The 24,065-nt window shown below is 67.7% G+C and carries 25 protein-coding genes; 6 read left to right on the top strand and 19 right to left on the bottom strand.

The features are described from left to right. Positions 1 to 2: 2 nt before the first annotated feature. From A7U43_RS08345 to A7U43_RS08325, 5 genes are all read right to left on the bottom strand, one after another. Positions 3 to 611 carry an ATP-binding cassette domain-containing protein gene (locus tag A7U43_RS08345; protein ID WP_068002186.1) on the bottom strand — a complete coding sequence of 203 codons (609 nt, stop codon included), beginning with the start codon at positions 609 to 611 and terminating at the stop codon, positions 3 to 5. An 80-nt stretch (positions 612 to 691) separates the two neighbouring features. Further along, a complete protein-coding gene (locus tag A7U43_RS08340; RefSeq protein WP_067993405.1) occupies positions 692 to 1,576 on the bottom strand; it encodes a rhomboid family intramembrane serine protease in 885 nt (294 codons plus the stop codon). 21 nt (positions 1,577 to 1,597) lie between these two features. Beyond that, complete coding sequence (locus A7U43_RS08335; RefSeq protein ID WP_067993402.1) at positions 1,598 to 1,987, bottom strand: hypothetical protein; 390 nt, start codon at positions 1,985 to 1,987, stop codon at positions 1,598 to 1,600. Positions 1,988 to 2,030: 43 nt separating this feature from the next. After that, entirely contained in the window at positions 2,031 to 3,638 is a 1,608-nt protein-coding gene (locus A7U43_RS08330) for an AMP-binding protein (protein WP_067993399.1), read from the bottom strand. Beyond that, positions 3,635 to 5,326: an AMP-binding protein gene (locus tag A7U43_RS08325; RefSeq protein ID WP_067993391.1), complete on the bottom strand. Its 1,692-nt coding sequence runs from the start codon at positions 5,324 to 5,326 to the stop codon at positions 3,635 to 3,637. The genes A7U43_RS08330 and A7U43_RS08325 overlap by 4 nt, the downstream gene beginning before the upstream one ends. Before the next feature lie 58 nt (positions 5,327 to 5,384). Between A7U43_RS08325 and A7U43_RS08320 the strand changes: the two genes are divergently transcribed. Further along, the gene (locus tag A7U43_RS08320; protein WP_067993388.1) at positions 5,385 to 6,200 is read left to right on the top strand and encodes a response regulator transcription factor; all 816 of its coding nucleotides are present in this window, start codon (positions 5,385 to 5,387) and stop codon (positions 6,198 to 6,200) included. Here A7U43_RS08320 and A7U43_RS08315 read toward each other — a convergent pair. The 4 genes from A7U43_RS08315 to A7U43_RS08300 all read right to left on the bottom strand — a co-directional run bounded on the left by A7U43_RS08315 (position 6,197) and on the right by A7U43_RS08300 (position 11,534). Further along, on the bottom strand, positions 6,197 to 6,982 hold the full coding sequence (locus A7U43_RS08315) for a nitrilase-related carbon-nitrogen hydrolase (protein WP_067993386.1): 786 nt from the start codon (positions 6,980 to 6,982) through the stop codon (positions 6,197 to 6,199). The two genes, A7U43_RS08320 and A7U43_RS08315, sit on opposite strands and share 4 nt — an antisense overlap. After that, the gene (locus tag A7U43_RS08310) at positions 6,979 to 8,817 is read right to left on the bottom strand and encodes an ABC transporter ATP-binding protein (protein ID WP_067993384.1); all 1,839 of its coding nucleotides are present in this window, start codon (positions 8,815 to 8,817) and stop codon (positions 6,979 to 6,981) included. Before A7U43_RS08310 ends, A7U43_RS08315 begins: the two co-directional genes overlap by 4 nt. Further along, positions 8,814 to 10,601, bottom strand: a complete 1,788-nt coding sequence (locus tag A7U43_RS08305; RefSeq protein WP_231963552.1) for an ABC transporter ATP-binding protein — start codon at positions 10,599 to 10,601, stop codon at positions 8,814 to 8,816. Before A7U43_RS08305 ends, A7U43_RS08310 begins: the two co-directional genes overlap by 4 nt. A 120-nt stretch (positions 10,602 to 10,721) precedes the next feature. Continuing rightward, positions 10,722 to 11,534 carry an ion transporter gene (locus A7U43_RS08300; RefSeq protein ID WP_231963551.1) on the bottom strand — a complete coding sequence of 271 codons (813 nt, stop codon included), beginning with the start codon at positions 11,532 to 11,534 and terminating at the stop codon, positions 10,722 to 10,724. 92 nt (positions 11,535 to 11,626) lie between these two features. Here A7U43_RS08300 and prrA point away from each other — a divergent pair, with 92 nt between their 5' ends. Continuing rightward, entirely contained in the window at positions 11,627 to 12,340 is a 714-nt protein-coding gene (gene prrA, locus A7U43_RS08295; protein ID WP_156525866.1) for a two-component system response regulator PrrA, read from the top strand. A 14-nt stretch (positions 12,341 to 12,354) separates the two neighbouring features. Continuing rightward, on the top strand, positions 12,355 to 13,713 hold the full coding sequence (locus A7U43_RS08290; protein ID WP_067993374.1) for a sensor histidine kinase: 1,359 nt from the start codon (positions 12,355 to 12,357) through the stop codon (positions 13,711 to 13,713). Here the strand turns inward: A7U43_RS08290 and A7U43_RS30740 are convergent. From A7U43_RS30740 to A7U43_RS08280, 4 genes are read right to left on the bottom strand one after another with little or no spacing between them, the layout of a single operon-like run. Further along, positions 13,710 to 13,760: a hypothetical protein gene (locus A7U43_RS30740; protein ID WP_472419439.1), complete on the bottom strand. Its 51-nt coding sequence runs from the start codon at positions 13,758 to 13,760 to the stop codon at positions 13,710 to 13,712. The two genes, A7U43_RS08290 and A7U43_RS30740, sit on opposite strands and share 4 nt — an antisense overlap. 26 nt (positions 13,761 to 13,786) lie before the next feature. Further along, on the bottom strand, positions 13,787 to 13,894 hold the full coding sequence (gene arfB / locus A7U43_RS30735; protein WP_458860420.1) for a channel accessory protein ArfB: 108 nt from the start codon (positions 13,892 to 13,894) through the stop codon (positions 13,787 to 13,789). Positions 13,895 to 13,912: 18 nt separating this feature from the next. Further along, the gene (gene arfA / locus A7U43_RS08285) at positions 13,913 to 14,875 is read right to left on the bottom strand and encodes a channel-forming protein ArfA/OmpATb (RefSeq protein ID WP_067993372.1); all 963 of its coding nucleotides are present in this window, start codon (positions 14,873 to 14,875) and stop codon (positions 13,913 to 13,915) included. A gap of 10 nt (positions 14,876 to 14,885) precedes the next feature. Next, positions 14,886 to 15,248 (bottom strand): FKBP-type peptidyl-prolyl cis-trans isomerase, encoded by a 363-nt coding sequence (locus tag A7U43_RS08280; RefSeq protein ID WP_067993369.1) that lies wholly within the window; start codon positions 15,246 to 15,248, stop codon positions 14,886 to 14,888. Positions 15,249 to 15,280: 32 nt separating this feature from the next. Between A7U43_RS08280 and A7U43_RS08275 the strand changes: the two genes are divergently transcribed. After that, the gene (locus A7U43_RS08275; protein ID WP_067993367.1) at positions 15,281 to 16,837 is read left to right on the top strand and encodes a phytoene desaturase family protein; all 1,557 of its coding nucleotides are present in this window, start codon (positions 15,281 to 15,283) and stop codon (positions 16,835 to 16,837) included. Positions 16,838 to 16,847: 10 nt separating this feature from the next. On the opposite strand, the gene A7U43_RS08270 is transcribed toward A7U43_RS08275, so the two are convergent. The 6 genes from A7U43_RS08270 to pdxH form a co-directional block, all read right to left on the bottom strand. After that, entirely contained in the window at positions 16,848 to 17,258 is a 411-nt protein-coding gene (locus A7U43_RS08270; protein WP_067993364.1) for a MarR family winged helix-turn-helix transcriptional regulator, read from the bottom strand. Continuing rightward, positions 17,251 to 18,672 carry a DHA2 family efflux MFS transporter permease subunit gene (locus A7U43_RS08265; RefSeq protein ID WP_068002183.1) on the bottom strand — a complete coding sequence of 474 codons (1,422 nt, stop codon included), beginning with the start codon at positions 18,670 to 18,672 and terminating at the stop codon, positions 17,251 to 17,253. Before A7U43_RS08265 ends, A7U43_RS08270 begins: the two co-directional genes overlap by 8 nt. Before the next feature lie 96 nt (positions 18,673 to 18,768). Beyond that, entirely contained in the window at positions 18,769 to 20,070 is a 1,302-nt protein-coding gene (locus tag A7U43_RS08260) for a citrate synthase (protein ID WP_082902051.1), read from the bottom strand. Positions 20,071 to 20,142: 72 nt separating this feature from the next. Further along, positions 20,143 to 20,838, bottom strand: coding sequence for a TetR/AcrR family transcriptional regulator (locus A7U43_RS08255; RefSeq protein WP_067993363.1), 696 nt, complete (start codon positions 20,836 to 20,838; stop codon positions 20,143 to 20,145). After that, positions 20,831 to 21,520: a TetR/AcrR family transcriptional regulator gene (locus A7U43_RS08250; RefSeq protein ID WP_068002177.1), complete on the bottom strand. Its 690-nt coding sequence runs from the start codon at positions 21,518 to 21,520 to the stop codon at positions 20,831 to 20,833. The genes A7U43_RS08255 and A7U43_RS08250 overlap by 8 nt, the downstream gene beginning before the upstream one ends. Positions 21,521 to 21,560: 40 nt before the next feature. Continuing rightward, complete coding sequence (gene pdxH / locus A7U43_RS08245) at positions 21,561 to 22,220, bottom strand: pyridoxamine 5'-phosphate oxidase (protein ID WP_082902049.1); 660 nt, start codon at positions 22,218 to 22,220, stop codon at positions 21,561 to 21,563. A 63-nt stretch (positions 22,221 to 22,283) separates the two neighbouring features. Here pdxH and A7U43_RS08240 point away from each other — a divergent pair, with 63 nt between their 5' ends. Then, positions 22,284 to 23,402 (top strand): citrate synthase 2, encoded by a 1,119-nt coding sequence (locus tag A7U43_RS08240; protein ID WP_197500038.1) that lies wholly within the window; start codon positions 22,284 to 22,286, stop codon positions 23,400 to 23,402. After that, a complete protein-coding gene (locus A7U43_RS08235) occupies positions 23,399 to 24,007 on the top strand; it encodes a maleylpyruvate isomerase N-terminal domain-containing protein (protein ID WP_067993360.1) in 609 nt (202 codons plus the stop codon). Before A7U43_RS08240 ends, A7U43_RS08235 begins: the two co-directional genes overlap by 4 nt. Positions 24,008 to 24,065: the final 58 nt, after the last annotated feature.

Below are 24,065 nucleotides of genomic sequence, written 5' to 3'. Positions count from 1 at the left end.
GGCTACTCACTCTCCATTGTGATCTGCGCACGGGCTGCGGGAACGGGGTTGGCGGATGCGGTGATCACCGTCTGGTTCTCCCCCAGCGCGATGAGGCGTTCCAGCACCACGGCACGGTTGCGGTCGTCGGTGATGCCGTCCAGGTCGCCGACCACCAACAGCGGCGGGGTGCCGGTGTTGGCCAGGGCAATCCGCAACAACACCTGCGCGAGCTCGCCGATCTGGTCGAAGTATGCGGTCAGGCCGGGCAGCGGAACATCACCGAAGGTGCTGCCGCAGATATCGGCCAGCTCGGTCTGGGAGGCCTGCCCGATGAACCGGTACCACGGTGCGTCCCAACGCAACTGCTCGGTGATGAGGTCGCGCACCGTGACCGATTGGTCGATCTTGTCCAGTGCGTCGATATTGGCCAGCGCCGACACCCGCAAGATCTTGCGGGCATCGCTGTGACCGAACACCGTCACGGTGCCCGACAGTGGCCGCATCCGCCCGGCCAACGTCATCAACAGCGCGGTGCGTCCGGTCCCGGCCGGGTGGATCAGCGCGGTCACGCCGCCGGCGTCGACGTCCAGGTCGATGGGGCCGTAGACCGGCCCCCACGGACCGTGCATCGAGATGGCGCGGGCACTGACCGCCGGTTCGGGTTCGGGTTCAGGGGCTGGCGCCGTCACCGCCCAATCTCAGCACAACATCAGCGCAGGTTCAGGTAGCCGCCGAACATCGTCAGCAGATGTTCGGTACGCAACCAAACGAGCAGCACGAACAGCAGCAGCAGGGTGCCGGCCACCGCCCCCTGGACCAGGTTGCGGCGCGCCTTCGGGGCGTAGACGAACCCCGCCGCGACCAAGGCACCGGTGACCAGGCCGCCGAGGTGGCCCTGCCAGCTGATCGCGCCGGCACCGATCAGCGGGGCAACGAAGGTGAACACCACGTTGAGCGCGATCAGGCCGACCACCCAGCGGACGTCGAGGTTGAGCCGACGCGACACCACAAAGATCGCACCGAACAAGCCGAACACCGCTCCCGAGGCACCGAGGGTGGCCGTGTTGACCGGGGTGATCAGGTACACCAGCACAGATCCGCCCAAGGCACACAACCCGTACAGCGCGCCGAACCGCAGCCGACCCAACAACCGCTCCAGCGACGGGCCGAGCACGTACAGCGCATACATGTTGAACAGGATGTGCATGATGCCGCCGTGCAGGAAGGCCGACGTGACCAGGCGGTAGTACTGGTCGTCCACGGCGATGGCCAGCGGCCACAGCACAAACTGGTTGTACACCCAGCCCGAGGCCATCTGCAGCACGAACATCACGACGTTGACCGCGATGAGGGTGTAGGTCACCAGCGGTTTGTCCGAGGCCACCTTGCCGCCGAACCGGCCCTGCGTCGGGCGGATGGTGGCTGCCCCCGCCGCCACGCATTCCGGACATTGATGACCGACCGCCGCGGAGATCATGCAGTCCCCGCAGATGTAGCGCCCGCAACGGGTGCACTGCACGTAGGTCTGTCGACCGGGATGGCGGTAACAGACCGGGGCGGCCTGCGGGGGCACCTGCGGCGGCGGATACGTCATGCCTACATTCTGGCCGATGCCTCAGACCAGTCCGGCTGCGCGGCGTCGGGTCAGCACCCACAGCACCGCGGCGGCGATGACGGCCTCGACCAGCGACACCGTGGTGGCCACGCCCATCAGCGCGTTCATCGACTCGGCCGGCGGACCGGAGATGGCCGGTTGTTCGGCGTGCCGATGTCCCGGTAGCGACAGGTGCGCGGCGACCATGGCCAGGCTCATCACCCCGACCAGGCACCAGCTGCGCAGCGACCCGGCCCGCCACAGTTCGTATCCGCAAAACAGGCACACCGATGCCATGGCCGCGACCAACACGGCCACCACGGCACTGCTCGCCTGACCCAGCATGCTCAGGTGCAGCACCGCCGAGAGCACAGCAAGCACGGCGCATAACCGCCGTCCGTACAGTGCCATGTCCCAACTCTTCCAGCAGTGCGCCCTCAGCGCAGCCGGAACGTCACAAGCCGAGAATTCGCACGCTCTCCTCGCGCATCTGCACCTTGCGGATCTTGCCGGTGACGGTCATCGGGAACTCGTCGACCAGGTGTACGTACCGCGGAATCTTGTAGTGCGCCAGGCGGCCCCGCGCGAACTCCCGGACGGCGTCGGCGTCCAGCGGTTCCGCACCGGGCTTCAGTTTGACCCAGACGCAGATCTCCTCGCCGTACTTGGCGTCGGGCACCCCGATCACCTGGGCGTCCTCGATCCCGGGGTGGCTGTACAGGAACTCCTCGATCTCGCGGGGATACACGTTCTCCCCGCCGCGGATGACCATGTCCTTGATGCGCCCGACGATGGTGCAGTAGCCGTCCTCGCGCATGACCGCGAGATCGCCGGTGTGCATCCAGCCCTCGTCGTCGATCGCCTCGGCGGTCTTGGTGTCGTCCTCCCAGTAGCCCAGCATCACCGAATAACCTTTGGTGCAGAACTCGCCGGGCTGCCCGCGATCCACGACCTCGCCGGTCTCGGGGTCGATGATCTTCACCTCGACGTGCGGATGCGCACGGCCGATGGTCGCGGTGCGGCGTTCCAGATCGTCATCGTGCAGCGTCTGGCACGACACCGGCGAGGTCTCGGTCATGCCGTAGGCGATGGCCACCTCGGCCATGTGCATATCGTTGATGCACCGCTTCATCACCTCGACCGGGCAGACCGCGCCGGCCATGACGCCGGTGCGCAGACTCGACAGGTCACGCTCGGGGAAACTCGGGTGGTTCTGCATCGCGATGAACATCGTCGGGACCCCGTACACGCCGGTACAGCGTTCGGCCTCAATGGTTTCCAGAGTGACGCCGGGATCGAATCCGGGGGCCGGGATCACCATGGTGACACCATGGGTGGTGCAGCCCAGGTTTCCCATCACCATGCCGAAGCAGTGGTAGAACGGCACCGGAATGCACAGCCGGTCCCCCGGTTTGAGGTTGATGCCCTCGGTGACGAAGAACCCGTTGTTCAGGATATTGCGGTGCGACAGCGTCGCGCCCTTGGGGAAACCCGTTGTGCCCGAGGTGTACTGGATGTTGATCGGGTCGGTGTTGACCAGCGTGGCCTGCCGGTCCCGCAGTTCGCCCGCCGGGACTGCGGCCGCACGCAGCGCCGCCCAGTCCGGCGTGCCGAGGAAGATCACCTCGGTCAGGGCCGGCGCCTCGGCGCGTACCTCGGCGACCATCGCGACATAGTCCGAGGTCTTGAAGTCGGTGGCCGAGATGAGCATCCGCACCCCCGACTGGTTGAGCACATAGCCCAGTTCGTGGGTGCGGTAGGCGGGGTTGATGTTGACCAGGATGGCGCCGATCTTGGCCGTGGCGTATTGCACAATGGTCCACTCGGCCCGGTTGGGTGACCAGATACCCACCCGGTCGCCCTTGGCGATGCCGCGGCCCAGCAGGCCCCGGGCCACCAGGTCGATCTCGTCGTCGAGTTCGCGGTAGGTCCAGCGCCGGCCCTGCGCGACGTCGACGAGCGCCTCGGTATCGGGGTGTTCGGCCGCGGTGCGCTCGAAGTTCGCACCGATGGTGTCTTCGATGATGGGCACGTCCGTCGGCCCGGCGTCATAACTCTTCATCGCTCGCCCACCAGATCCTCGTAGCGGTGTTCGGTGTCGATCGGGGTTCCCGACCGGTGCGCCTCATCCTCGCGGGTGCGCAGTTCGACGCGCCGGATCTTGCCGGAAATGGTCTTGGGCAGTTCGAAGAACTCGACGCGGCGCACCTTGAGGTAGGGGGCAAGATGGTCCCGAGCGTGTTCCATGATCGCGCGGGCGGTACCGGCGTCGGCCGCCCAGCCTTCGGCCAGGGTGACATAGGCTTTCGGGACCGCGAGCCGGGTGTCGTGTGGTTGCGGGACAACCGCGGCCTCCACCACGGCGGGGTGCTCGATGAGCACGCTCTCCAGTTCGAACGGGGAGACCTTGTAGTCGCTGGACTTGAAGACGTCATCGGTGCGCCCGATATAGGTGATGTACCCGTCGCTGTCGCGGCTGGCGACGTCACCGGTGTGGTAGTAGCCGCCGTGCATCACCGCGTCGTTGCGTTTCGGGTCACCCAGGTAGCCGGTCATCAGGTTCACCGGCCGACTGGACAGGTCCAGACAAATCTCACCCTCGTCGGCGAGCTTGCCGGTGAGCGGGTCGACGAGCACCACCGGGACACCGGGCATCGGGCGGCCCATCGAGCCGGCCTTGACCGGTTGGCCCGGCGTGTTTCCCACCTGCAGGGTGGTCTCGGTCTGCCCGAACCCGTCCCGGATGGTCAGCCCCCAGGCGCGCTCGACGGCGGCGATGACCTCCGGGTTCAGCGGTTCGCCGGCGCCCAGGATCTCGCGCAGCCCTTCGGGTTTGGCGCCCAGATCGGACTGGATGAGCATCCGCCACACCGTCGGCGGCGCACAGAAGGTGTTGACCCCGGCCCGCCGGATCTGGTGCAGCAGGCTCGCGGCGTCGAAGCGGCCGTAGTTGTAGACGAAGATCGTGGCCTCGGCGATCCACGGGGCGAAGAAGCAACTCCAGGCGTGCTTGGCCCAGCCCGGCGAGCTGATGGCCAGGTGCACGTCGCCCGGGGTGACCCCGATCCAGGCCATCGTGGACAGGTGGCCGACGGGGTAGGACACCTGGGAGTGCTCGACGAGTTTGGGTCGGCTGGTGGTGCCGGAGGTGAAGTACACCAGCAGCGGGTCGTCGACCGTTGTCACGGTGTCGAAACGCTGCGGTGTGACGTCGTAGGCGTCGGCGTAGCGGTGCCAGCCCGGTGCCTCTCCCACACAGATGCGGGTGTACTCGCCGGGCACCGCGTCGAACTTCGCGGCGTCCGCGGCGTTGGCGATGACGAACCGCGCGCCGCCGCGGTCGATGCGGTCTGCGAGGTCCGCCGGGCCCAGCGCGCCGGTGGTCGGCATGACCACCGCGCCGAGTTTGGCCACCGCGAGCATCGCCTCCCACAACTCGACCTGGTTGCCGAGCATCAGGATGACGCGGTCGGCCTTGCCGACGCCGAGGCCCTTGAGCCAGGTGGCCACCCGGTCGGACCGCTCGGCCATCTCGGCGAAGGAGACCTTGGTCTCGGTGCCGTCCTCCTCGACGATCCACAACGCGGTGCGGTTGTTGCCTGCTGCGATGACGTCGAACCAGTCGGTGGCCCAGTTGAAGGCGCCGGTGATCTCCGGCCAGGTGAAGGTGCCGACCGCTTTGTCATAGTCGCTGATCACGGCCACGAGGTGATCGCGAGCGGCGCGATACAGATCGGTGTTGGTGCTCATGGCGACTAGGATCTACGTCACACTCTGCTGACCGCTACCCCCGAAAGAGGGGAACACCGTGCCACCGCTGCTGCGCCCCCGCGATACCGACGCCCTGCGCGCCGAGTTGCGCCGGGTCGCGGTCGAGGCCGGGGTTCCGGTGCTGTTCGGTGGTGAGGTCGCCGGTGACGCGCTGCTACTGAGCGAGTTCGTCGGAACCCGCACCGGGCTGCTGCGCGGCCTGGTGGTGCGGTCGCGGTCCGGGCTGGGCGGGGCCAGCATGGTCGCGGGCCGGCCGCTGTCGGTGTCCGACTACCGCAATGCCTCGACCATCACCCACGACTACGACGCCCCGGTGCTCTCGGAGGGCATCCGTTCGGTGCTTGCCGTGCCGGTGATCGTGGACGGCGTGCCGCGGGCGATGCTCTACGGCGCGTATCGGTCCGGGGCGCCGTTCGGGGGGCGGGCGGCCGATCTGATGGTCGACGCCGGCCGCCGGCTGGTCGACGAGCTGCGTATCCGCGATGAGGTGGACCGCCGGCTGCGGCTGCGCGAGGCGCAGCAGACGGGCACGGCCAACCCGGAGACCATCCGCGAGGTGTATGCCGGTCTGCGCAGTCTGGCCGCACGCGCCGAGGGTGATACCGGCGCCGAACTGCAGCGCCTCGCCGACCTGCTCTCGGCACCCCAGATGGACGCCGCGCACCTGACACCCCGCGAGGTCGACGTGCTGGCACAGATCGCGCTGGGCTGCACCAATGCCGAGGCCGCCGAGAGGCTTTCCCTGAAGCCCGAGACGGTCAAGAGCTATTTGCGCAGCGCGGCAAACAAACTGGGCACCCGGACCCGGCACGAGGCGGTGTCGCGGGCACGCCGGGCACGGTTGATCCCCTAGTACAACTCCGGGCGCCGGTCGGCGAACACATCGTTGTTCGCGCCCAGAGCCTTGCTCGCATCGATACGCACTACCGCCGACGCGACACCGTGCGCATCGGGCGTCGCGACCACCCAGCCGTCCCGGTCGATGACGGCGGTCCCGCCGGTCCATGTCACCCCGCGCTCGGTGCCGTGCCGGTCGGCGATCGCGATCGGCAGCCGGGAGGCCCGCGCCGCGGCCATCGCCTGGATGGTCTCGGGCGCGTGCTCGCCGGCCGGGCGATCGGCGAGCGGCCAGTTCACCGGCAGCGCCAGCACTTCCGCGCCGGCCAGCGCCAACCGCCGTGGTACCTCCGGAAATTCGATGTCGTAGCAGATCGCGACGCCGAGCCGGCCGATTGGTGTGTCCATTAGCGTGCCCGCTTCGGCACCGAGACTGAAGAACCGATATTCCTCGTCCCACAGGTGCGCCTTGCGGTAGCAGCCCAGCGTGCCGGTCCGGTCGAACACCAGCGCGGAGTTGAACAATTGCTCGCCGGCGCGTTCGCAGAACCCGATCACCGCCACCACACCGTCGGGCACAACATCGGCCAGCCCGGTCAACCGCGGATCATCCACCGTCATGGACAGCGCACATGCCTCGTCGAGGTCACCGAACACGTAGCCGCTGGTGGCCAGCTCCGGAAGAACGATAAGCCCCGGCTCGGCCCGCTGCAGAGCAGCGCGGGCGGCAGCAAAATTGCTTGTCTCGTCGCCGAATTCGATCGGCAACGCGACCGATGAGACCCGCAGCGACCTCATGCCAGCGACTCGATCCACGCGCGGTGCAGCGCGGCGAACCGGCCGCCGGCGTCGATCAACTCATCCGGCGGCCCGTCCTCGACGACCTCGCCGTGTTCGAGCACCAGCACCCGGTCGGCGATCTGCACCGTGGACAACCGGTGCGCGATCACCACGGCGGTCCGATCGGCCAGCACGGTGGCCAGGGCGCGTTGCACCATCCGCTCGCTCGGGATGTCCAGCGACGAGGTGGCCTCGTCGAGGATCAGCACGGCGGGGTCGGCCAGGAACGCCCGGGCGAACGCGATGAGCTGGCGCTGCCCCGCGGACAGCCGGCCGCCGCGCTTGGCCACGTCGGTCAGATACCCCTCGGGCAGGGCGTCGATGAATCGGTCCGCGCCGACCGCGATTGCCGCCTCGCGCACCTCAGCATCGGTGGCCGAGGGCCGGCCGAACCGGATGTTGTCGGCGATGGTGCCCTCGAACATGAAGTTCTCCTGGGTCACCATCACCACATGGGTGCGCAGATCGGCCTGGGCGACATCACGCAGATCGGTACCGTCCAACGTGACCGCCCCGCTGACCGGGTCGTAGAACCGGGCCAGCAGCTTGGCGATGGTCGTCTTGCCCGCACCGGTGGTGCCGACCAGCGCGACGGTCTGCCCGGCCGGGATGTCGAGCGTGAGCGACGGCAGCACCGGGCGGTCCGGTACATAGGAGAAGTGCACATCGTCGAAGGTGATGTGGCCCTTCACATCCGTCAGCCGCACCGGGTGTTCGGGATCGGTGATGTCGGGATCCTGCGCGAGCACTCCGGCGATCTTCTCCAGCGCCGCCGACGCGGACTGGAAGGTGTTGAAGAACTGCGAGATCTCCTGCATGGGTTCGAAGAAGATGCGCAGGTACAGCAGGAAGGCGGTGAGCGTGCCCAGGGTCATCTGGTCTTCGAGCACCAGATAGCCGCCGTAGAGCAGCACCGCGCCGGTGGTCAGGTTGCCGGTCAGCCGTACCGCGGGCATGAAGACCGCCAGCAGTTTGAACGCCCGCTCGTTGATCGACTTGTACTGGTCGGCAACGCCTTCGAAGATCTCCTGGTTGCGCGGTTCGCGGTTGTAGGCCTGCACCGCCTTGATGCCGGTCATGGTCTCGACGAACTGCACGATGACCAGCGCGGCGGCCTCACGCACCTTCAGATACGTCCGGGAAGACTCGCTGCGGAACCACCACGTCAGCGCCACCAGCACGGGGAACGCGCACAGGCAGGCCAGCCCGAGCCGCCAGTCCAGCACGACCAGCAGCACCGCGGTGCCGAACATGGTCAGCACCGCCGTGATCAGACCGTCGAATCCGGTGGCCAGCATGTCCTGGATGGCGTCGACGTCGTTGGTCGAGCGGGCCACCACCCGGCCCGAGGTATAACGGTCGTGGAAGGCCACGTCGAGCCGCTGGAAGTGGCGGAACAGCCTGCGGCGCAGCTCGATCAGGATCTCCTGGCCGATCCGGCCGGACCGGCGCAGGAAGTACATCCGGCTGGTGGCCTGCAGCGCCACCACACCACACAGCGCCGCCAGGATCAGGAACAGCTCGCGTGCGGTGCCGCCGGCCACGATCGGCGGGATGCCGTGGTCGATACCGCGTTGCACCAGCAGCGGCACCGACAGCCGAGCCGCGTTCTCCACCACCACCACCACGGCCAGCACCGCCACCACCGACGTGTACGGCCGCAGCAGCGAGCCCAGCAGGGAGCGGGCCTCCCGGCGACGGGAGATCGACTCGTCGATGGGCAGGTTCTCGTCGTCGGCGGCGACGGCCTTACCCCGCCAGCCGGTATCGACGCCCGCGGTCCCGTCGCTCATGGTTCGACCCCGGCGAGCTCGTCGTCGGCGGCCAGCAGATACCGGTACTCCGGCGCGTCGGCCAGCAGTTCGGCGTGCGTGCCGACCCGGGTCACGGTCCCGTTCTCCAGCAGCGCGACCCGGTCGGCGAGCAGCACCGTCGAGGCACGGTGGGCCACCACGATGCCGGTGACATCGCGCAACACCCGGCCCAGCGCCTCGGTGACCTCGGCCTCGGTGTGCACGTCCAGCGCCGACAGCGTGTCGTCGAGCACCAGGATCCGCGGCTCGGCAATGATGGCGCGGGCCAGCGAAAGACGTTGCCGTTGACCGCCGGACAGGCTCATGCCCTGCTCACCGATGCGGGTGTCCAGCCCGAACGGCAGGTCATACACAAATCCAGCCGAAGCGACATTTATGCCGCGAGCCAGATCCTCATCGGTGGCCTCCGGGTTGCCCAGGCGCAGGTTCTCGGCGACCGACATGGAGAACAGCGTCGGGTCCTCGAACGCGGTGGCTACCGTGTGGCGCAGCGCGGGCAGCGACAGCTCGCGGATATCGGTGCCGTCGACCAGGATCGCGCCCTCGCTGACATCATGCAGCCGCGACAACAGGGCGGCGAGCACGGATTTCCCCGACCCGGTGGCGCCGACCAACGCGACCGTCTCCCCGGACTCCACGGTCAGGTTCACGTGCCGCAGGGCCCAACTGTCCGAGTCCGGGAACCGGAACCCGACGTCGATGAGTTCCAGCCGGCCACCACGGGGCGGGTCATGGTGCGGCCCGTCGCTGATCGTGCGGGGCTCGTCGAAGATCTCGGCGACCCGGTTGGCCGCCGTCATCGATTCCTGCGTCATCGACAGCAGGAAACCCAGGGAGGCGATCGGCCACACCAGCGACAGCATCATGGTGATGAACGCGACCAGGGTGCCCATGCTGATGACTCCGTGACCGGTCGCGTACGCGCCGAAGCCGAGCACGATGATCAGGGTGATGTTGGGGATGACCTCCAGCAGCGTCCAGAACTTGGCGGAGACCCCCACCTTGCGCACCTCGGTGTCGAACAGATCGGTGGCCCGCTCGTCGAAACCGCGGTAGGCGTGCTCCTCGCGACCGAAGGACTTGATCACCCGCAGCCCGAGCGCGGACTCCTCGACGTGGGTGGCGACATTGCCGGCCTGGTCCTGGGACTGCCGGGACAGCAGGGTGAACTGCCGCTGGAAATGCAGGATGGTCAGCGTGATCGGCACAATGGCCACCACCACGACCACACCCAGCGGCCAGTACATCGCCAGCAGGATGCTCGTCACCACGATGATCTGCACGACGTTGAGCATCAAAAACAGCAGCCCGAAGGACAGGAACTGCCGGATGGCGCTCAGGTCGTTCATCACCCGGCTCAACAGCTGGCCCGACTGCCAGTTGCCGTGGAAGGACATCGGCAGCACCTGCAACCGTGCGTAGAGGTCCTTGCGGATATCGGCCTCGACGCCCATCGTCGCGCGGGCCACCAGCCAGCGCCGGATGAACCACAGCACGGCCTCGGTGACCAGCAGCGCGACGGCGGCCAACCCGAGCGTCCACAGGCCCGCGGCATCCTTCTCGCGTACCGGCCCGTCGATGACGGCCTTGGTGAGCAGCGGCACGGACACGGTGGCGCCCAGGCTGACGAAGGCCGCCACCACCATCGCGATCCAGCGGACCCGATAGGGCTTGAGGTACGGCAGCAATCGCAGGATGTCCGAGGACGATCGGATGCGCCGCGGTGGTGGCGCGATCGCCGGCACCGATCGCAAACCTGACACGCGCAACCACCTCCTCCCCCTACCCATACTGAGTTCTACGGCACGAGTACGACAACCGGATTAACCGGCGCCTCGTCACCGTAAAACCTCAACAATGGATGAGGTCAAACCGTTACCCGGCTATCTGCGATGAGTCTTGGCCAGCTCGGCCTCTGCCTCTTCCAGCGCGTTGCGCGCAGCCCGCAACCTGGCCAACAGGTCGTCGGTCTCGTGTTCCTTGCGATCGGCAGAGCGGGCCTCCTCCATCGAGTTCAGCACGATGCCGATGAAGAGGTTGAAGATCAGGAAGCTCGCCAGCACCGCATAGGAGACGAAGAACACCACCGTCCACGGCGAGATCTCCAGGCCCATCGCGATGTTGTCGGGCAGGTTCTCCAGCGTCAGCATCAGGAACATCGTCAGCATCGCGACCCCGATGTTGCCGTAGTTGTCCGGGTCGTGCGCACCGAACAGCACCCACCCGATCATCCCGAAGATATAGATCAGCAGCACCGTGCCGGCGGCCAGCGAAGCGACGCCGGGCACGCTGCGACCGACAGCGGCCACGATGACGCGCAGGTCGGGCAGGAAACGCACGATGCGCACGATCCGCAGCAGCCGGACCAGGCGCAGCAGCATCGCGTTCTCCCGCAGCCACGGCAGCAGGGAGGCGACCACGACGAGGAAGTCGAAGATGTTCCAGCCATCACGTGCGAACGTGCGCGGATTCCACCCGCAGGCGGTGATCCGGACCAACAGTTCGACGATGTAGATGCCGAGAATGACGTTGTTGACCGTGCTGAACAGGCCGTGGTGCGCACTGGAGAGCGAGGCGAAGGTCTCCATCCCCAGTACCACCGCGTTGACGAGGATGACCGTCATCATCACGACGTCGAACACGGGGTTGGCCACCAGCGCCTTGGCCCGCGCCACCAGGGACGGAGTCGAGTTCACGGTATGTATCTAGCACGGTTTGGCGCCCTGCCCGAGACGGACGCAGCGCCGACCGACCCGCATCCCCCAGCCGCCGACGGCTTTGGGGCAGTATTGGCGGCATGGAAAGTGGTGCCTCGACCTCGCCTCGGGTCCTCGTCGTCGACGACGACCCCGACGTACTCGCGTCGCTGGAACGTGGTTTGCGGCTGTCGGGCTTCGAGGTATCCACCGCCGTCGACGGCGCCGAAGCCCTGCGCAGCGCCACCGAGACCCGACCGGATGCGATCGTGCTGGACATCAACATGCCGGTGCTCGACGGCGTCAGCGTGGTCACCGCGTTGCGCGCGATGGACAACGATGTCCCGGTCTGCGTGCTCTCTGCGCGCACCAGCGTCGATGACCGGGTGGCCGGCCTGGAAGCCGGAGCCGACGACTACCTGGTGAAACCCTTCGTGCTGCAGGAGCTGGTGGCCCGGGTCAAGGCCCTGCTGCGTCGGCGCGGATCCACCGCGACGTTCTCCTCGGAGACCATCTCGGTCGGCCCGCTGGAGGTCGACATCCCGGGCCGGCGCGCCCGGGTCAACGGCGCCGATGTCGACCTGACCAAGCGCGAGTTCGACCTGCTGGCCGTGCTGGCCGAGCACAAGACCGCGGTGTTGTCCCGCGCGCAGCTGCTCGAACTGGTGTGGGGCTACGACTTCGCCGCGGACACCAACGTGGTGGACGTGTTCATCGGCTACCTGCGCCGCAAGCTCGAAGCGGGCGGGGCACCCCGGCTGCTGCACACCGTGCGCGGCGTGGGCTTCGTCCTGCGAACGCAATAGTCGAGACTGACGCCGTGGATCTGAACGACCGGCTCTACCGCGCGCTGGGCCTGCCCAAGCGCATCCTGTCCCTGCGCTCGATCGTGGTGGCCGCCGCCCTCGGGGTGGTCACCACCGTCATCATCATCGGCACCTGGGTGTGGATCGGTATTACCAACGAGCAATACAGCCAGTTGGACCGGCGGCTGGACTCGATCAGCAGCCTGGGCGATGTCAGCTCCCTACTCAGCACCGCCATGAAGGATGACGCCGACGCCCCGGAGGCCGATCCCGACCTGGTGCGCACCGCACGCATCGGCGGTGCCACCGTGTCGATACCCGCCGACGTCGTGCTGCCGGAATTCCCGGACGGATTCGCCACCACCACCATCAACGGCACCGAATACCGGGTCCGGACGTTCACCGCCGGCCAGGCCTCCATCGCGCTGGGCGCGACCCTGACCGACACCGAACGACAGATCGACAACCAGCACCGCCGGGTGCTGCTCATCAGCGGCGGCGTCATCGGCGGCACCCTGGTGGTCGGCTGGGTGATCTCGGCGGTCATGATCACGCCGTTCCGCCGACTGGCCCAGCAGGCCCGCGCCATCAACGCGCAGTCCAACCCGGACGAGGTCAATGTGCGCGGGGTGTGGGAGGCCAGCGAGATCGGCGAGGCGGTGGAGGGCATGCTGGCCCGCATCGGCGATGAGCAACAGCGCACCAAGGCCGCCCTGGAATCGGCCCGCGATTTCGCCGCGGTCGCCTCCCATGAACTGCGCACCCCGCTGACCGCGATGCGCACCAACCTCGAGGTGCTGGCGACCCTCGACATGCCCGAGGAGCAGCGCGCCGAGGTGCTCGGCGATGTGATCCGCACCCAGTCCCGCATCGAGGCCACCCTGTCGGCGCTGGAGCGGCTCGCCCAGGGCCAACTGTCCACCTCCGACGACCATGCGCCGGTCGACCTCACCGAACTGCTGGACCGTGCCGCCCATGACGCCATGCGGGTGTATCCCGACCTTGACGTCTCGCTGGTGCCGGCCCCGACGGTGCTGATCCTCGGTCTGGCCGCCGGGTTGCGGCTGGCGGTCGACAACGCGATCGCCAACGCGGTCAAGCACGGTGACGCCACCCGTGTGCAGCTGTCGGCGGTCAGTTCGCGTGAAGGTGTCGAGATCGCCATCGACGACGACGGCTGCGGCATCCCCGAGGAGGAGCGCACCAAGGTGTTCGAGCGGTTCTCGCGTGGTTCGACGGCCTCGCACTCCGGCTCGGGACTCGGCCTGGCCCTGGTGGCGCAGCAGGCCGAGTTGCACGGTGGCACCGCATCGTTGGAGGCCAGCCCGCTGGGCGGCACCCGACTGTTACTGAAGCTGCCCGGCCCACATTAGGGTGTCCTGCGCAATGTGAAGGCCAGCGTCAGCACGACGCCGAGCACGAACGACAGCGCCAGCAGGGTGGCGTTCACGTCGTCTCGTCCTCACCGGCGCGCCGGACCAGCAGCACCGTTGCCACCCACGCCACCGCGGACCCCGCCACGAACGCCAGCAGATACCCGAACCACTGCATCATGAACTCCACGACTGCCCCCTAGCTGACCCTGATCTCGATGCGCCGGTTGGCCGCCCGGCCCGATTCGGTGTCATTGCTCGCGATCGGCGCGGCCGCGCCGACTCCGGTGGAGGTGATCCGGTCGGCCGCCACCCCCTGCCGAATGAAGGCGTTGGCAACGGCTTTGGCCTGATTGGTGCTCACTTCGACATTGTCGGCCTCGGTCCCGGTGTCATCGGTGTGCCCGATGATCGATATCTTCGCCGCCGGGCATGCGCGCAGTTCCCGAACCAGCTCGTTGATCAGCGGCGCCGAGGCCGGCGCCACCTGCGATCCGTCGGCCTCGAACGGGATCGGCGTGCGCAGCAGACCCGAGATGTTCTGCTGCAGATCGGCACACTCACTGGTCACACCCGGGCCCGGCGGCGCCGGCGGCGCGACTCCGGGGGTGATGACCGCGATGTCGTCCACCACCTCAAGGTCCGGCCACGCGGTCTGGACGGCGGCCTGCACCCGGTTCGCGATCTCCTCGGACGGGGCCGTTCCCGTCAGGACGATGCTGGCTCCGTTGATGCTGAATCCGAAGTCCGGCAGCGGCGCAGCGGCGGTCAGCACCGGATCCAGACCGGCCAGGTCGGTCGCGGTGATACCGCCGATGACGGTGAGCAGGTCTATCACATTCGATCCCGGCAGCAGCGTGCGGGCGCGGTCCAGTGCAAACGTGCGGGACAATTCGTCGGGCACCTGACCACTCAGGACAACGTCATTGCCGCTGCGCTGCAACGACAACGGCGCCATCAGCACCGTGCTGCGTGCGGCATCTGTGGCGACCGGGGTGGCCCGGGCACTGACTCCGGTGAGCGGCAGCGAGTCCGCGGGCTGATTCCACCCGCCCGTCCCGAGTAGGGCCAGCGCCAGCGGCACCACGATGAGGGCCACCAGCCAGCCCGCGCCCGGCGGACGCCGGTAAAGGCGGCTCGCGCCGGGCTCGGACGTCGCCATGGGCTCTGGCTCAGCGAGCGGCCAGCAGGTCGATCACGAATATCAGCGTCTTGCCGGACAGTTGGTGTCCGCCACCGGCGGGACCGTAGGCGAGCTCCGGCGGGATGGTGAGCTTGCGCCGGCCACCGACCTTCATGCCGGGGATACCGTCCTGCCAGCCCTGAATGAGGCCGCGCAGGGGGAACGAGATGGCCTCGCCCCGGTTCCACGAACTGTCGAACTCTTCGCCGGTGTCGTACTCGACCCCCACATAGTGCACCTGCACGGTGCCGCCCGGCACCGCCTCGGCGCCGTCGCCGACCGTCACGTCCTCGATGACGAGTTCGGTGGGTGCGGGGCCATCGGGAAATTCAATCTCGGGTTTCGTTGCCACGGTTTCACACCGTAGTCGGGCAAACTGGCTTTGTGGCTCCAGACCAAGACATCGTGATCGTCGGGGGTGGGCACAACGGACTCGTCGCGGCGGCCTACCTGGCCCGGGCGGGTCGTCGGGTCACCGTGCTGGAGCGACTGGACCATGTCGGTGGCGCCGCGGTCTCCGCGCACGCTTTCGACGGGGTGGACGCGCGGCTGTCCCGGTACTCCTATCTGGTCAGCCTGCTGCCGCGGCGGATCATCGAGGATCTCGGCGCGCGGTTCCGGTTGGCGCGCCGGCGCTACTCGTCCTACACACCGGATCCGGCCAACCGGGGAGCGTCCGGTCTGTTGATCGGACCGCGAAACACGTTCGCGGCCGTCGGGGCGGGCGATGACGAGGCCCGGTTCAACGAGTTCTACCGGCGCGCCCGACTGGTGACCGGCGCGCTGTGGCCGACGCTGATGGCCCCACTGACCACCCGCAACACCATCCACAACAGGGTGTTGGCCGCCGGTGACCCGGCCGCCGGCGCCGCCTGGCAGGCGCTGATCGAGACACCGATCGGGCACAGCGTGGCCGAGGCGGTGCGCAGCGACCTGGTGCGCGGGGTGATGGCCACCGACGCGCTGATCGGGACGTTCGCGGCCACCGACGATCCGTCCCTGACGCAGAACATCTGCATGCTGTACCACCTGCTCGGTGGCGGCACCGGCGACTGGGACGTGCCGGTCGGCGGGATGGGCGCGGTCACCGGCGCACTGAGCGCTGCGGCCTGCGGTTTCGGCGCCGAGATCGTCACCGGCGCCGAGGTGTACGCGATCAGCCCGGACGGTGACGTCAGCTACCGCACCCGCGGCGGCGACCACACCATCCACGGCAGGCATGTGCTGGCCGGTGTGACACCCGCGGTGCTGGCCCGTCTGCTCGGCGAACCGGAACCCGATATCGCCCCGGGTGCACAGATCAAGGTCAACCTGGTGCTGAAACGCCTTCCGCGGCTGCGTGATCAATGGGTCGGTCCGGAGCAGGCGTTCGCCGGCACCTTCCACATCAACGAGACGCTGCGTCAACTCGACACCGCGTACGCCGATGCCGCGTCGGGGTCGATACCGGATCCGCTGCCGTGCGAGGTCTACTGCCACTCGCTGACCGACCCGAGCATCCTGTCCGAGCCGCTGCGCCGCAGCGGCGCCCATACCCTGACCGTCTTCGGGCTGCACACTCCGCACCATCTGCTCGCAGATCTGGACCCGGATACCGCGCGCATCAAACTCGCTGCGGCGGCGCTGCATTCGTTGAACTCGGTGCTCGCCGAACCCATCCAGGATGTCGTGCTGCAGGACCCCGACGGACGGCCGTGCGTGGAGGCCAAGACCACCACCGATCTGGAAAACGCGTTGGGGATGACCGCGGGAAACATCTTCCACGGCGCACTGAGCTGGCCGTTCGCCGAGGACGACGAGGAGCTGGACACCCCGGCGCGGCGTTGGGGCGTAGCCACCGACCACGAAGCCATCATGCTGTGTGGCTCGGGGGCCCGCCGCGGCGGCGCGGTGTCCGGTATCGGCGGGCACAATGCGGCGATGGCCGTGCTGGAGAGCTGACGGCGCCGGGTCAGCCCAGCTTCCGCAGGAGTGCTTGCAGCGCAGCAAGATCGGCAGCGCTGAGGCGACGCAACGGTGCGGGTGCTGGGTTCTCCACGGTATCGATGATCGCGAGCAGCTCACGCCCGGCGGGGGTGAGCGACACCGTCTTGGAGCGGCGGTTGCCGGGGTCGATCTGCCGGACCACCAGACCGCGCTCCTCCAGATCGTTGACGGCCACGGTCGCGGCGGGGGCATCGATGGTGGCAGCGGCCGCGATCTGCTTGACCGACAGCGGCTCGCGCGCCAACCGGCTGAGGATGCGAATCCTGCTGAACGGCAGACCGGTCCGGTCCACCACGGCGCGTTTCCAGGTGTCCTGGTTATTGATCACCACCGAGGCCATCAGCCGCCACACCTCGTCGGCCAGATCATCAGGCATCGGCCGCCGCCTTCGGTCCCTCGATGAGCGGGGCCAGCCGCCGCGCCGACTCCATGGCCCGTGGCGCTGTCGAGACGACACCGAGCACCACGATCACCACCCCCAGCGCGACGCACACCAGCCACAGCGGGCGTGCCGAGGCGGCGAAGCTCCCGGTGCCTGCCAGCGCCGCACCGGCGACCGAACCGCACAGCGCCACACCGATACTCACCCCGATCTGGCGGCTGGTGCTGGTGACCGCGGAGGCCGCGCCGGCCCGATCCAGCGGCATCCCGCTGACCGCGGCGTTGGTGATGGGCGCGTTGACCATCGAGAAGCCGATACCGAAGACGGCGAACACCGTCATCAGCGCCCACACCGGAGCCGCCTCGGGCAACAGCGCCAACACGGTCGAAGCCGCCGCGATCATCACCCCGGACACCAGCAGCGACGGCCGGGCACCGTAGCGGCCCACGAGCCGGCCCGAAAGCGGCGAGAAGACCAGCGCACCGACGGCGATCGGTAGGTAGATCAGACCGGTCTGGACCGCCGAATAACCGCGTGCGCCCTGCAGATACAGCGACATCATGAACAGCAGCGCACCCCAGGAGGCGAACGCACAGATCGCGATCACCGTCGCGGAAGCGAATGGCACGCTGCGGAAGAAGCGCAGATCGATGAACGGATCCGTGCGCCGGGATTCGTAGCGCAGGAAGGCCGCGAAGGCCAGCACCGCCACCCCGCCCGCGGCGATGACCCGTGCGTTGCCCCACCCCAGGGCGGGGCCCTCGATCAGCGTGAAGACCGCACCGAACAGGAACACCACGGCCAGCAACTGGCCGACGGGGTCGATGTTGCGCATGGTCGCCGAGCGGGTCTCCGGCACGAAAATCGCCGTCAGCACGATGGCCGCCAGACAGATCGGCAGGTTGATCCAGAACACCGCCCGCCAGCTGATCAGGTGGATGAGCAGCCCGCCGACGGTGGGGCCCAGTGCCATCGAAATGCCCACCACCGCACCCCAGATACCGATGGCCCGGGCACGTTCGACCGGTCCGGTGAACACCTGCGAGATGATGGACAGCGCCACCGGATTGAGCATCGAGCCGCCGATGGCCTGCAGGAATCGCGCCGCGATCAGCGCGTCGATCCCCGGGGCGAGGCTGCACAGCAACGAACCGAGGGCGAAGATCACCAGTCCGGCCTGGAACACCCGGCGGCGGCCGAAACGATCTCCCATCGCGCCGGAGAGCATCAGCAGGGAGGCGAGCACCAGGGTGTAGACGTCGATGACCCACTGCAGTTGCGATGCCGTCGCGCCCAGATCGGTGCGGATCGCGGGGATCGCGACATTGACGATGGTGGCGTCCATCGACACGATCAGCAAACTCAGACAACAGGACGCGAGGACGATCGCCTTGCGCCGCGCAGTCAGCGTGCTGATGGTGTCATTCACACAACAATTGTGAAACTACAACTGTTTGTCGGGCAACCTACCGCCCGCGTGAGAAATCTCTCGGTACGAGAAAGGTCAACGCCCGCCGAGGTCGACGTAGTCGCGCTCGGTGTAACCGGTGTAGATCTGGCGCGGACGGCCGATCTTGCCCGGCTCGGAGTGCATCTCCCGCCAGTGCGCGATCCAGCCAGGCAACCGACCCAGCGCGAACAGCACGGTGAACATGCGCGTCGGGAAGCCCATCGCGCGGTAGATGACGCCGGTGTAGTAGTCGACGTTCGGGTAGAGCTTGCGCTCCACGAAGAAGTCGTCGGTCAGCGCGATCTCCTCGAGCTGCTTGGCGATGTCCAGCAGCGGATCATCGACGCCGAGCTTGCCCAGGATCTTGTCGGCCTGCTCCTTGACGATGCGCGCCCGCGGGTCGTAGTTCTTGTAGACCCGGTGCCCGAAGCCCATCAGCTTCACGCCGTCCTCGCGATTCTTGACCTTCTTGACGAAGGTGGCGACATCGTCACCGCCGTCGCGGATCTTGGTCAGCATCTCCAGCACAGCCTGGTTGGCACCGCCGTGCAGCGGACCCCACAGGGCGTTGATACCGCCGGAGATCGAGGTGAACAGGTTGGCCTGCGAGGATCCGACCAGGCGCACCGTGGACGTCGAGCAGTTCTGCTCGTGGTCGGCATGCAGGATCAAAAGCATGTCCAAGGCGCGAACAATTTCGGGATCTACCTCATACGGCTCGGCCGGGAAACCGAAGGTCATCCGCAGGAAGTTCTCGACCAGCGTCAGCGAGTTGTCCGGGTAGAGGAACGGCTGGCCCTCGGACTTTTTGTACGCGTACGCGGCGATGGTGGGCAGCTTGGCCAGCAGCCGGATCGTTGACAGCTCGACCTGCTTGTTGTCCAGCGGGTCCAGCGAATCCTGGTAGTAGGCGCTCAGCGCATTGACCGCCGAGGACAGCACCGGCATCGGGTGCGCGTTGCGGGGGAAGCCGTCGAAGAAACGCTTGAGGTCCTCGTGCAGCAGGGTGTGCCGCTGAATCTGGTTGGTGAAGGTGGCCAGCTCATCGGAGGTCGGCAGCTCGCCGTAGATCAGCAGGTAGCTGACCTCAAGGAAGGTCGACTTCTCGGCCAGTTGCTCGATCGGGATGCCCCGGTAGCGCAGGATGCCGGCGTCCCCGTCGATGTAGGTGATCGCACTCTTGGTCGACGAGGTGTTGACGAAGCCGCCGTCGAATGTGGTGTAACCGGTCTTGGCCAGCAGCGGCCCCAGCGCGATACCGTCCGAACCTTCGGAGGCGTGGACGATCTCCAAGTCCAGGGAGCCGCCCGGATACGACAGGGTGGCTTTCTCGTCAGGGCTGGAGTTTGCGGCCACTGGAACCCCTTCTCTGGGCGTCGTCACGGGTGAGGCGACCGAAAGCCGTCTCTTGATACTGGACGGTAGTCGCTAACAATCCGGAGCGCTTGCGGGGGGTTCCCCGGCGGGCAGATCGGTCGACTCCAGGGCCGAGCTCCACGGCCGCCACGTCCGGGTCAGCGTCTGGTAGGCCGCCGTGATGCGGGCCGCGACGACGTCCGGCTCGATGGGCGGCTGACCCGGCGTTCCGAGGCCCCGGGTCGCGGCGTTCATCACCGCTGTCCAGGTCTCCAGCACCAGGTGCACCGCGTCATGGTCGCGGGGCAGCCCCATCCGCTTGGCGATGGCGACCACGGTGGGGAAATGATCCTGCTGCTGGCGGTACGGGATGTTCGTCACGGCCAGGCTGGCCGAGGAGTTCACGATCCGGATCAGCGCCGCCATCCGGTGGAAGATCGGCGTCGGCCTGCCGTCCAGGCCCGGCTGCACGGCTTTGAGGTGGGCCCGCAGCATCGCTTCGAACTCGTTGATATCGGTCGGCAGCAGCGCCAACTCGTCGGCGACGAAGGCGGCGGTGTCCTCGATGATGGCGAAGATCACTGCCTCCTTGGTCGGGAAGTACCGACTGAAGGTGCGCGGCGAGACGTCCGCGGCGGCCGCGATCTGCTCGACGGTGGTCTTGTCGAAACCCTGCCGCTCGCACAGTTCGGCTGCCGTCTCGATCAACGTGGCGCGGGTCCGCAGCTTCTTCCGTTCCCGCAGCCCGCTGGGTGGCCGCTCAGACATTCGCCGGAAAATCGTCGCCGGCCGGCTGCTGTCCGGGGCGGGTGAGGAACATCTGTCCTGCGAACCCAGCAACCTGCTCACACGCTTGGTTGAGCCGCTCGATCATCAGCAACGGGCCCAGCAGCATCCCGTCGGTGTCCTCGACCAGGTCACCGCAGGCCGCCAGCACGATGGCAGAGAACACCGACAACCCCAGCAACAGCTGACGGTCGTCGGGCTCGACGCCCATCAGCTCGGCCAGAGCGGCCTGCACCGCGGGGGACTTGAATTCGAATGCGCCCTGCTGCAAGGCATCTGCACTATTGATCACGCGCAGCGTGAGCACCACACGGTCACTGGTGAAGCCGTCGATCTGACCGGCCGCGGACTTGGTGAGCACTGCGATATGTGCCGCCCGCAACGCTTCGATCGGGCCGATTCCGCGCGGCAACTGACGCACTTCGGCCGCGATCTGCTCGGACAGATCCTCCAGCAGGGTAAGAAAGACGGCTTCCTTGGTAGCGAAGTAGCGACTGTAGGTGCGCGGGGACACCTCGGCCACCGAAGCGATCTGGTCGACGGTGGTCTGCTCGTAGCCTTGACGCAGACAGAGTTCGAGCGCCGCGTCGATCAAGATCGCCCGGGTGCGTTGCTTTTTTCGTTCGCGCAAACCGAGATCGGGTTCCCTGCTCGCGGCTGTCACCACTGGATCGTAACCCGGCCACCTGAGAGTGCGCCGGAGGTTACGGCTGAAGACGCTCCACCCGACCGTCGGCCGGTGTGACGCGAATCCTGTTATGCACGCGGTTTTCCCGGCCCTGCCAGAATTCGACCACCTCCGGCGCGATCAGGTACCCACCCCAATTGGGCGGAACCGGAACTGCTTCGAAATCGGCGAACCGGGCACTGACATCGGCGAGTTGAGCCATCAGTGCCGCGCGGGAGGGAATCGGCTCGGACTGCTTGGATGCCCAGGCGCCGAGCTGCGAGCCACGTGGACGCTTGGACCAGTAGTCGGCCGTCTCGGCCGCAGGCACGCGGATCACCGGGCCGCGCAGGTGAATCTGGCGCCCCAACGCATACCAGGGGAAGGTGGCCGAGGCATACGGCCGTATTGCCAGCTGCTCGCCCTTGGCGGAGTCGTAGTTGGTGAAAAAGGTGATCCCGTCGTCGCCGGCGCTCTTGCAGAGCACGGTGCGCGTCATCGGCCGGCCCTCCGCGTCGACGGTGCCGACCACCATCGCGTTGGGCTCCGCCAGCCCGGCCGCATGGGCCTCGGCCAACCATCGGTTGAACAAGGCCAGCCATCCGTCGGCCACCCAGTCGGCGTCCAGATCCGCGCTGCCATCCTTCTCCACCGACCCGTATTCGGCCCGCATCCGCGCGAGCTGTTCCGGTTCCATCTGCAGAACGGTACGCCCGCGACGGCGTCTGCGGACGAGTGCGAGAATCGGGGCATGACAGAGCTGTCGCCGGTTCCGGAGGATTTCGTCCCCGGGCTCGAGGGCGTGGTGGCGTTCACCACCGAGATTGCCGAGCCCGACAAGGACGGCGGTGCGCTGCGCTACCGCGGCGTCGACATCGAGGACCTGGTGGCCCACCGCGTCACCTTCGGTGAGGTCTGGGGGTTGTTGGTCGACGGTGATTTCCGGCACGGCCTGGCCCCCGCCGAACCGTTCCCGCTACCCATCCACTCCGGTGATGTCCGGGTGGACGTGCAGGCGGGGCTCGCCATGCTGGCGCCGATCTGGGGCTACGCGCCGATGCTCGACATCGACGACGGCACGGCGCGCGATCAGCTCGCCCGTGCGTCCGCGATGGCACTGTCCTACGTCGCACAGTCCGCTCGCGGCATCTATCGGCCCGCCGTGCCGCAGAAGGCCATCGACGAATGCGACACCGTCACGGCACGTTTCATGACCCGCTGGCAGGGCGACCCGGATCCGCGCCACATCGAGGCCATCGACGCCTACTGGGTCACCGCCGCCGAACACGGCATGAATGCGTCGACCTTCACCGCCCGCGTGATCGCCTCCACCGGAGCCGATGTCGCGGCGGCGCTGTCCGGGGCGGTCGGAGCGATGAGCGGCCCGCTGCACGGCGGTGCGCCCGCGCGGGTGCTGCCGATGCTCGAGGAGGCCGAACGCAGCGGCGACGCCCGAGCCGTGGTCAAGAGCATCCTGGATCGCGGGGACAAACTGATGGGTTTCGGTCACCGCGTGTACCGATCCGAGGATCCGCGGGCCCGGGTGCTGCGCGCGACCGCCGAACGACTTCGCGTCCCGCGCTACGAGGTGGCGGCGGCGTTCGAGCAGGCCGCGCTCGCCGAGCTCCGGGAACGGCGGCCCGACCGCGCCATCGAGACCAACGTCGAGTTCTGGGCGGCCGTCATCCTGGATTTCGCTCAGGTGCCGCCCACGATGATGCCCGCCATGTTCACCTGCGGGCGGACGGCCGGCTGGTGTGCGCACATTCTCGAGCAGAAACGGCTGGGCAAATTGGTACGCCCGTCGGCGGTGTACATCGGGCCGGACCCGCGCCCCGCGGATTCGGTTGCCGGGTGGGATCGCATCTCAGCATCATGACCGCTACCGTATTCGCCTCGGCCGCTGCGGCTTTCGCGCGTCTGGTGCGGGCCGTGCCCGAAACAGCCTGGGACGGTCCAGGCTTGGGCGAATGGGATCTACGTGCGCTGGTCGGGCATACCTCCCGCTCGCTCATCACGGTCAGCGACTATCTGCGCACCCCGGCCGACACCGTCGACGTCGACGACGCCGTGGCCTACTACGTATGGGTGCGCGAGTTCATGGGTTCTGCCGGCGCCGAGGCCATCGACGAACGCGGCCGCCAGGCCGGTCGTGCGCTCGGGACCGACCCGGCTGCCACCGTCGACGGACTCGTCGCACGGGCCCTCGCCGATGTCGACGCCGCCGGGGACCCGGCGATCCGCGTGATCGGCGGGCTGGGCATCCGGTTGTCGGACTATCTGCAGACCCGGGTGTTCGAACTCGTGGTGCACGGTATGGACATCGCCCGGGCCACCGGCCTGGATGCCGGCCTGCCCATCGAGGCCGTCGAACAGGCCGGTGTGCTGGCCACCCGGGTGGCCGTCCGGCTCGGCCACGGCGAGACGGTGCTGGCGGCGCTGACCGGCAGGACGAACCTGCCACCGGGATATTCGGTGGTCTGAGGCCTTGTCACACCCTCGTGATTGCATGCGATGAGATCCGGGCGCGTGCCCGGTCTAT

The sequence above is a fragment of the Mycobacterium adipatum genome (assembly GCF_001644575.1).
In the GTDB taxonomy this organism is placed as follows: Bacteria; Actinomycetota; Actinomycetes; order Mycobacteriales; family Mycobacteriaceae; genus Mycobacterium; species Mycobacterium adipatum.
The sequence above is the reverse complement of the archived record's forward strand: the minus strand, read 5'-3'. Positions and strand labels throughout refer to the sequence as shown.

Bases quoted from the DNA above. Each gene is read 5' to 3' on its own strand.
- A7U43_RS08345 (WP_068002186.1), bottom strand. From the start codon at position 611: ATGCACGGTCCGTGGGGGCCGGTCTACGGCCCCATCGACCTGGACGTC.
- A7U43_RS08340 (WP_067993405.1), bottom strand. From the start codon at position 1,576: ATGACGTATCCGCCGCCGCAGGTGCCCCCGCAGGCCGCCCCGGTCTGT.
- A7U43_RS08335 (WP_067993402.1), bottom strand. From the start codon at position 1,987: ATGGCACTGTACGGACGGCGGTTATGCGCCGTGCTTGCTGTGCTCTCG.
- A7U43_RS08330 (WP_067993399.1), bottom strand. From the start codon at position 3,638: ATGAAGAGTTATGACGCCGGGCCGACGGACGTGCCCATCATCGAAGAC.
- A7U43_RS08325 (WP_067993391.1), bottom strand. From the start codon at position 5,326: ATGAGCACCAACACCGATCTGTATCGCGCCGCTCGCGATCACCTCGTG.
- A7U43_RS08315 (WP_067993386.1), bottom strand. From the start codon at position 6,982: ATGAGGTCGCTGCGGGTCTCATCGGTCGCGTTGCCGATCGAATTCGGC.
- A7U43_RS08310 (WP_067993384.1), bottom strand. From the start codon at position 8,817: ATGAGCGACGGGACCGCGGGCGTCGATACCGGCTGGCGGGGTAAGGCC.
- arfB (WP_458860420.1), bottom strand. From the start codon at position 13,894: ATGATGCAGTGGTTCGGGTATCTGCTGGCGTTCGTGGCGGGGTCCGCG.
- arfA (WP_067993372.1), bottom strand. From the start codon at position 14,875: ATGGCGACGTCCGAGCCCGGCGCGAGCCGCCTTTACCGGCGTCCGCCG.
- A7U43_RS08270 (WP_067993364.1), bottom strand. From the start codon at position 17,258: ATGCCTGATGATCTGGCCGACGAGGTGTGGCGGCTGATGGCCTCGGTG.
- A7U43_RS08255 (WP_067993363.1), bottom strand. From the start codon at position 20,838: ATGTCTGAGCGGCCACCCAGCGGGCTGCGGGAACGGAAGAAGCTGCGG.
- pdxH (WP_082902049.1), bottom strand. From the start codon at position 22,220: ATGGAACCGGAACAGCTCGCGCGGATGCGGGCCGAATACGGGTCGGTG.
- A7U43_RS08235 (WP_067993360.1), top strand. From the start codon at position 23,399: ATGACCGCTACCGTATTCGCCTCGGCCGCTGCGGCTTTCGCGCGTCTG.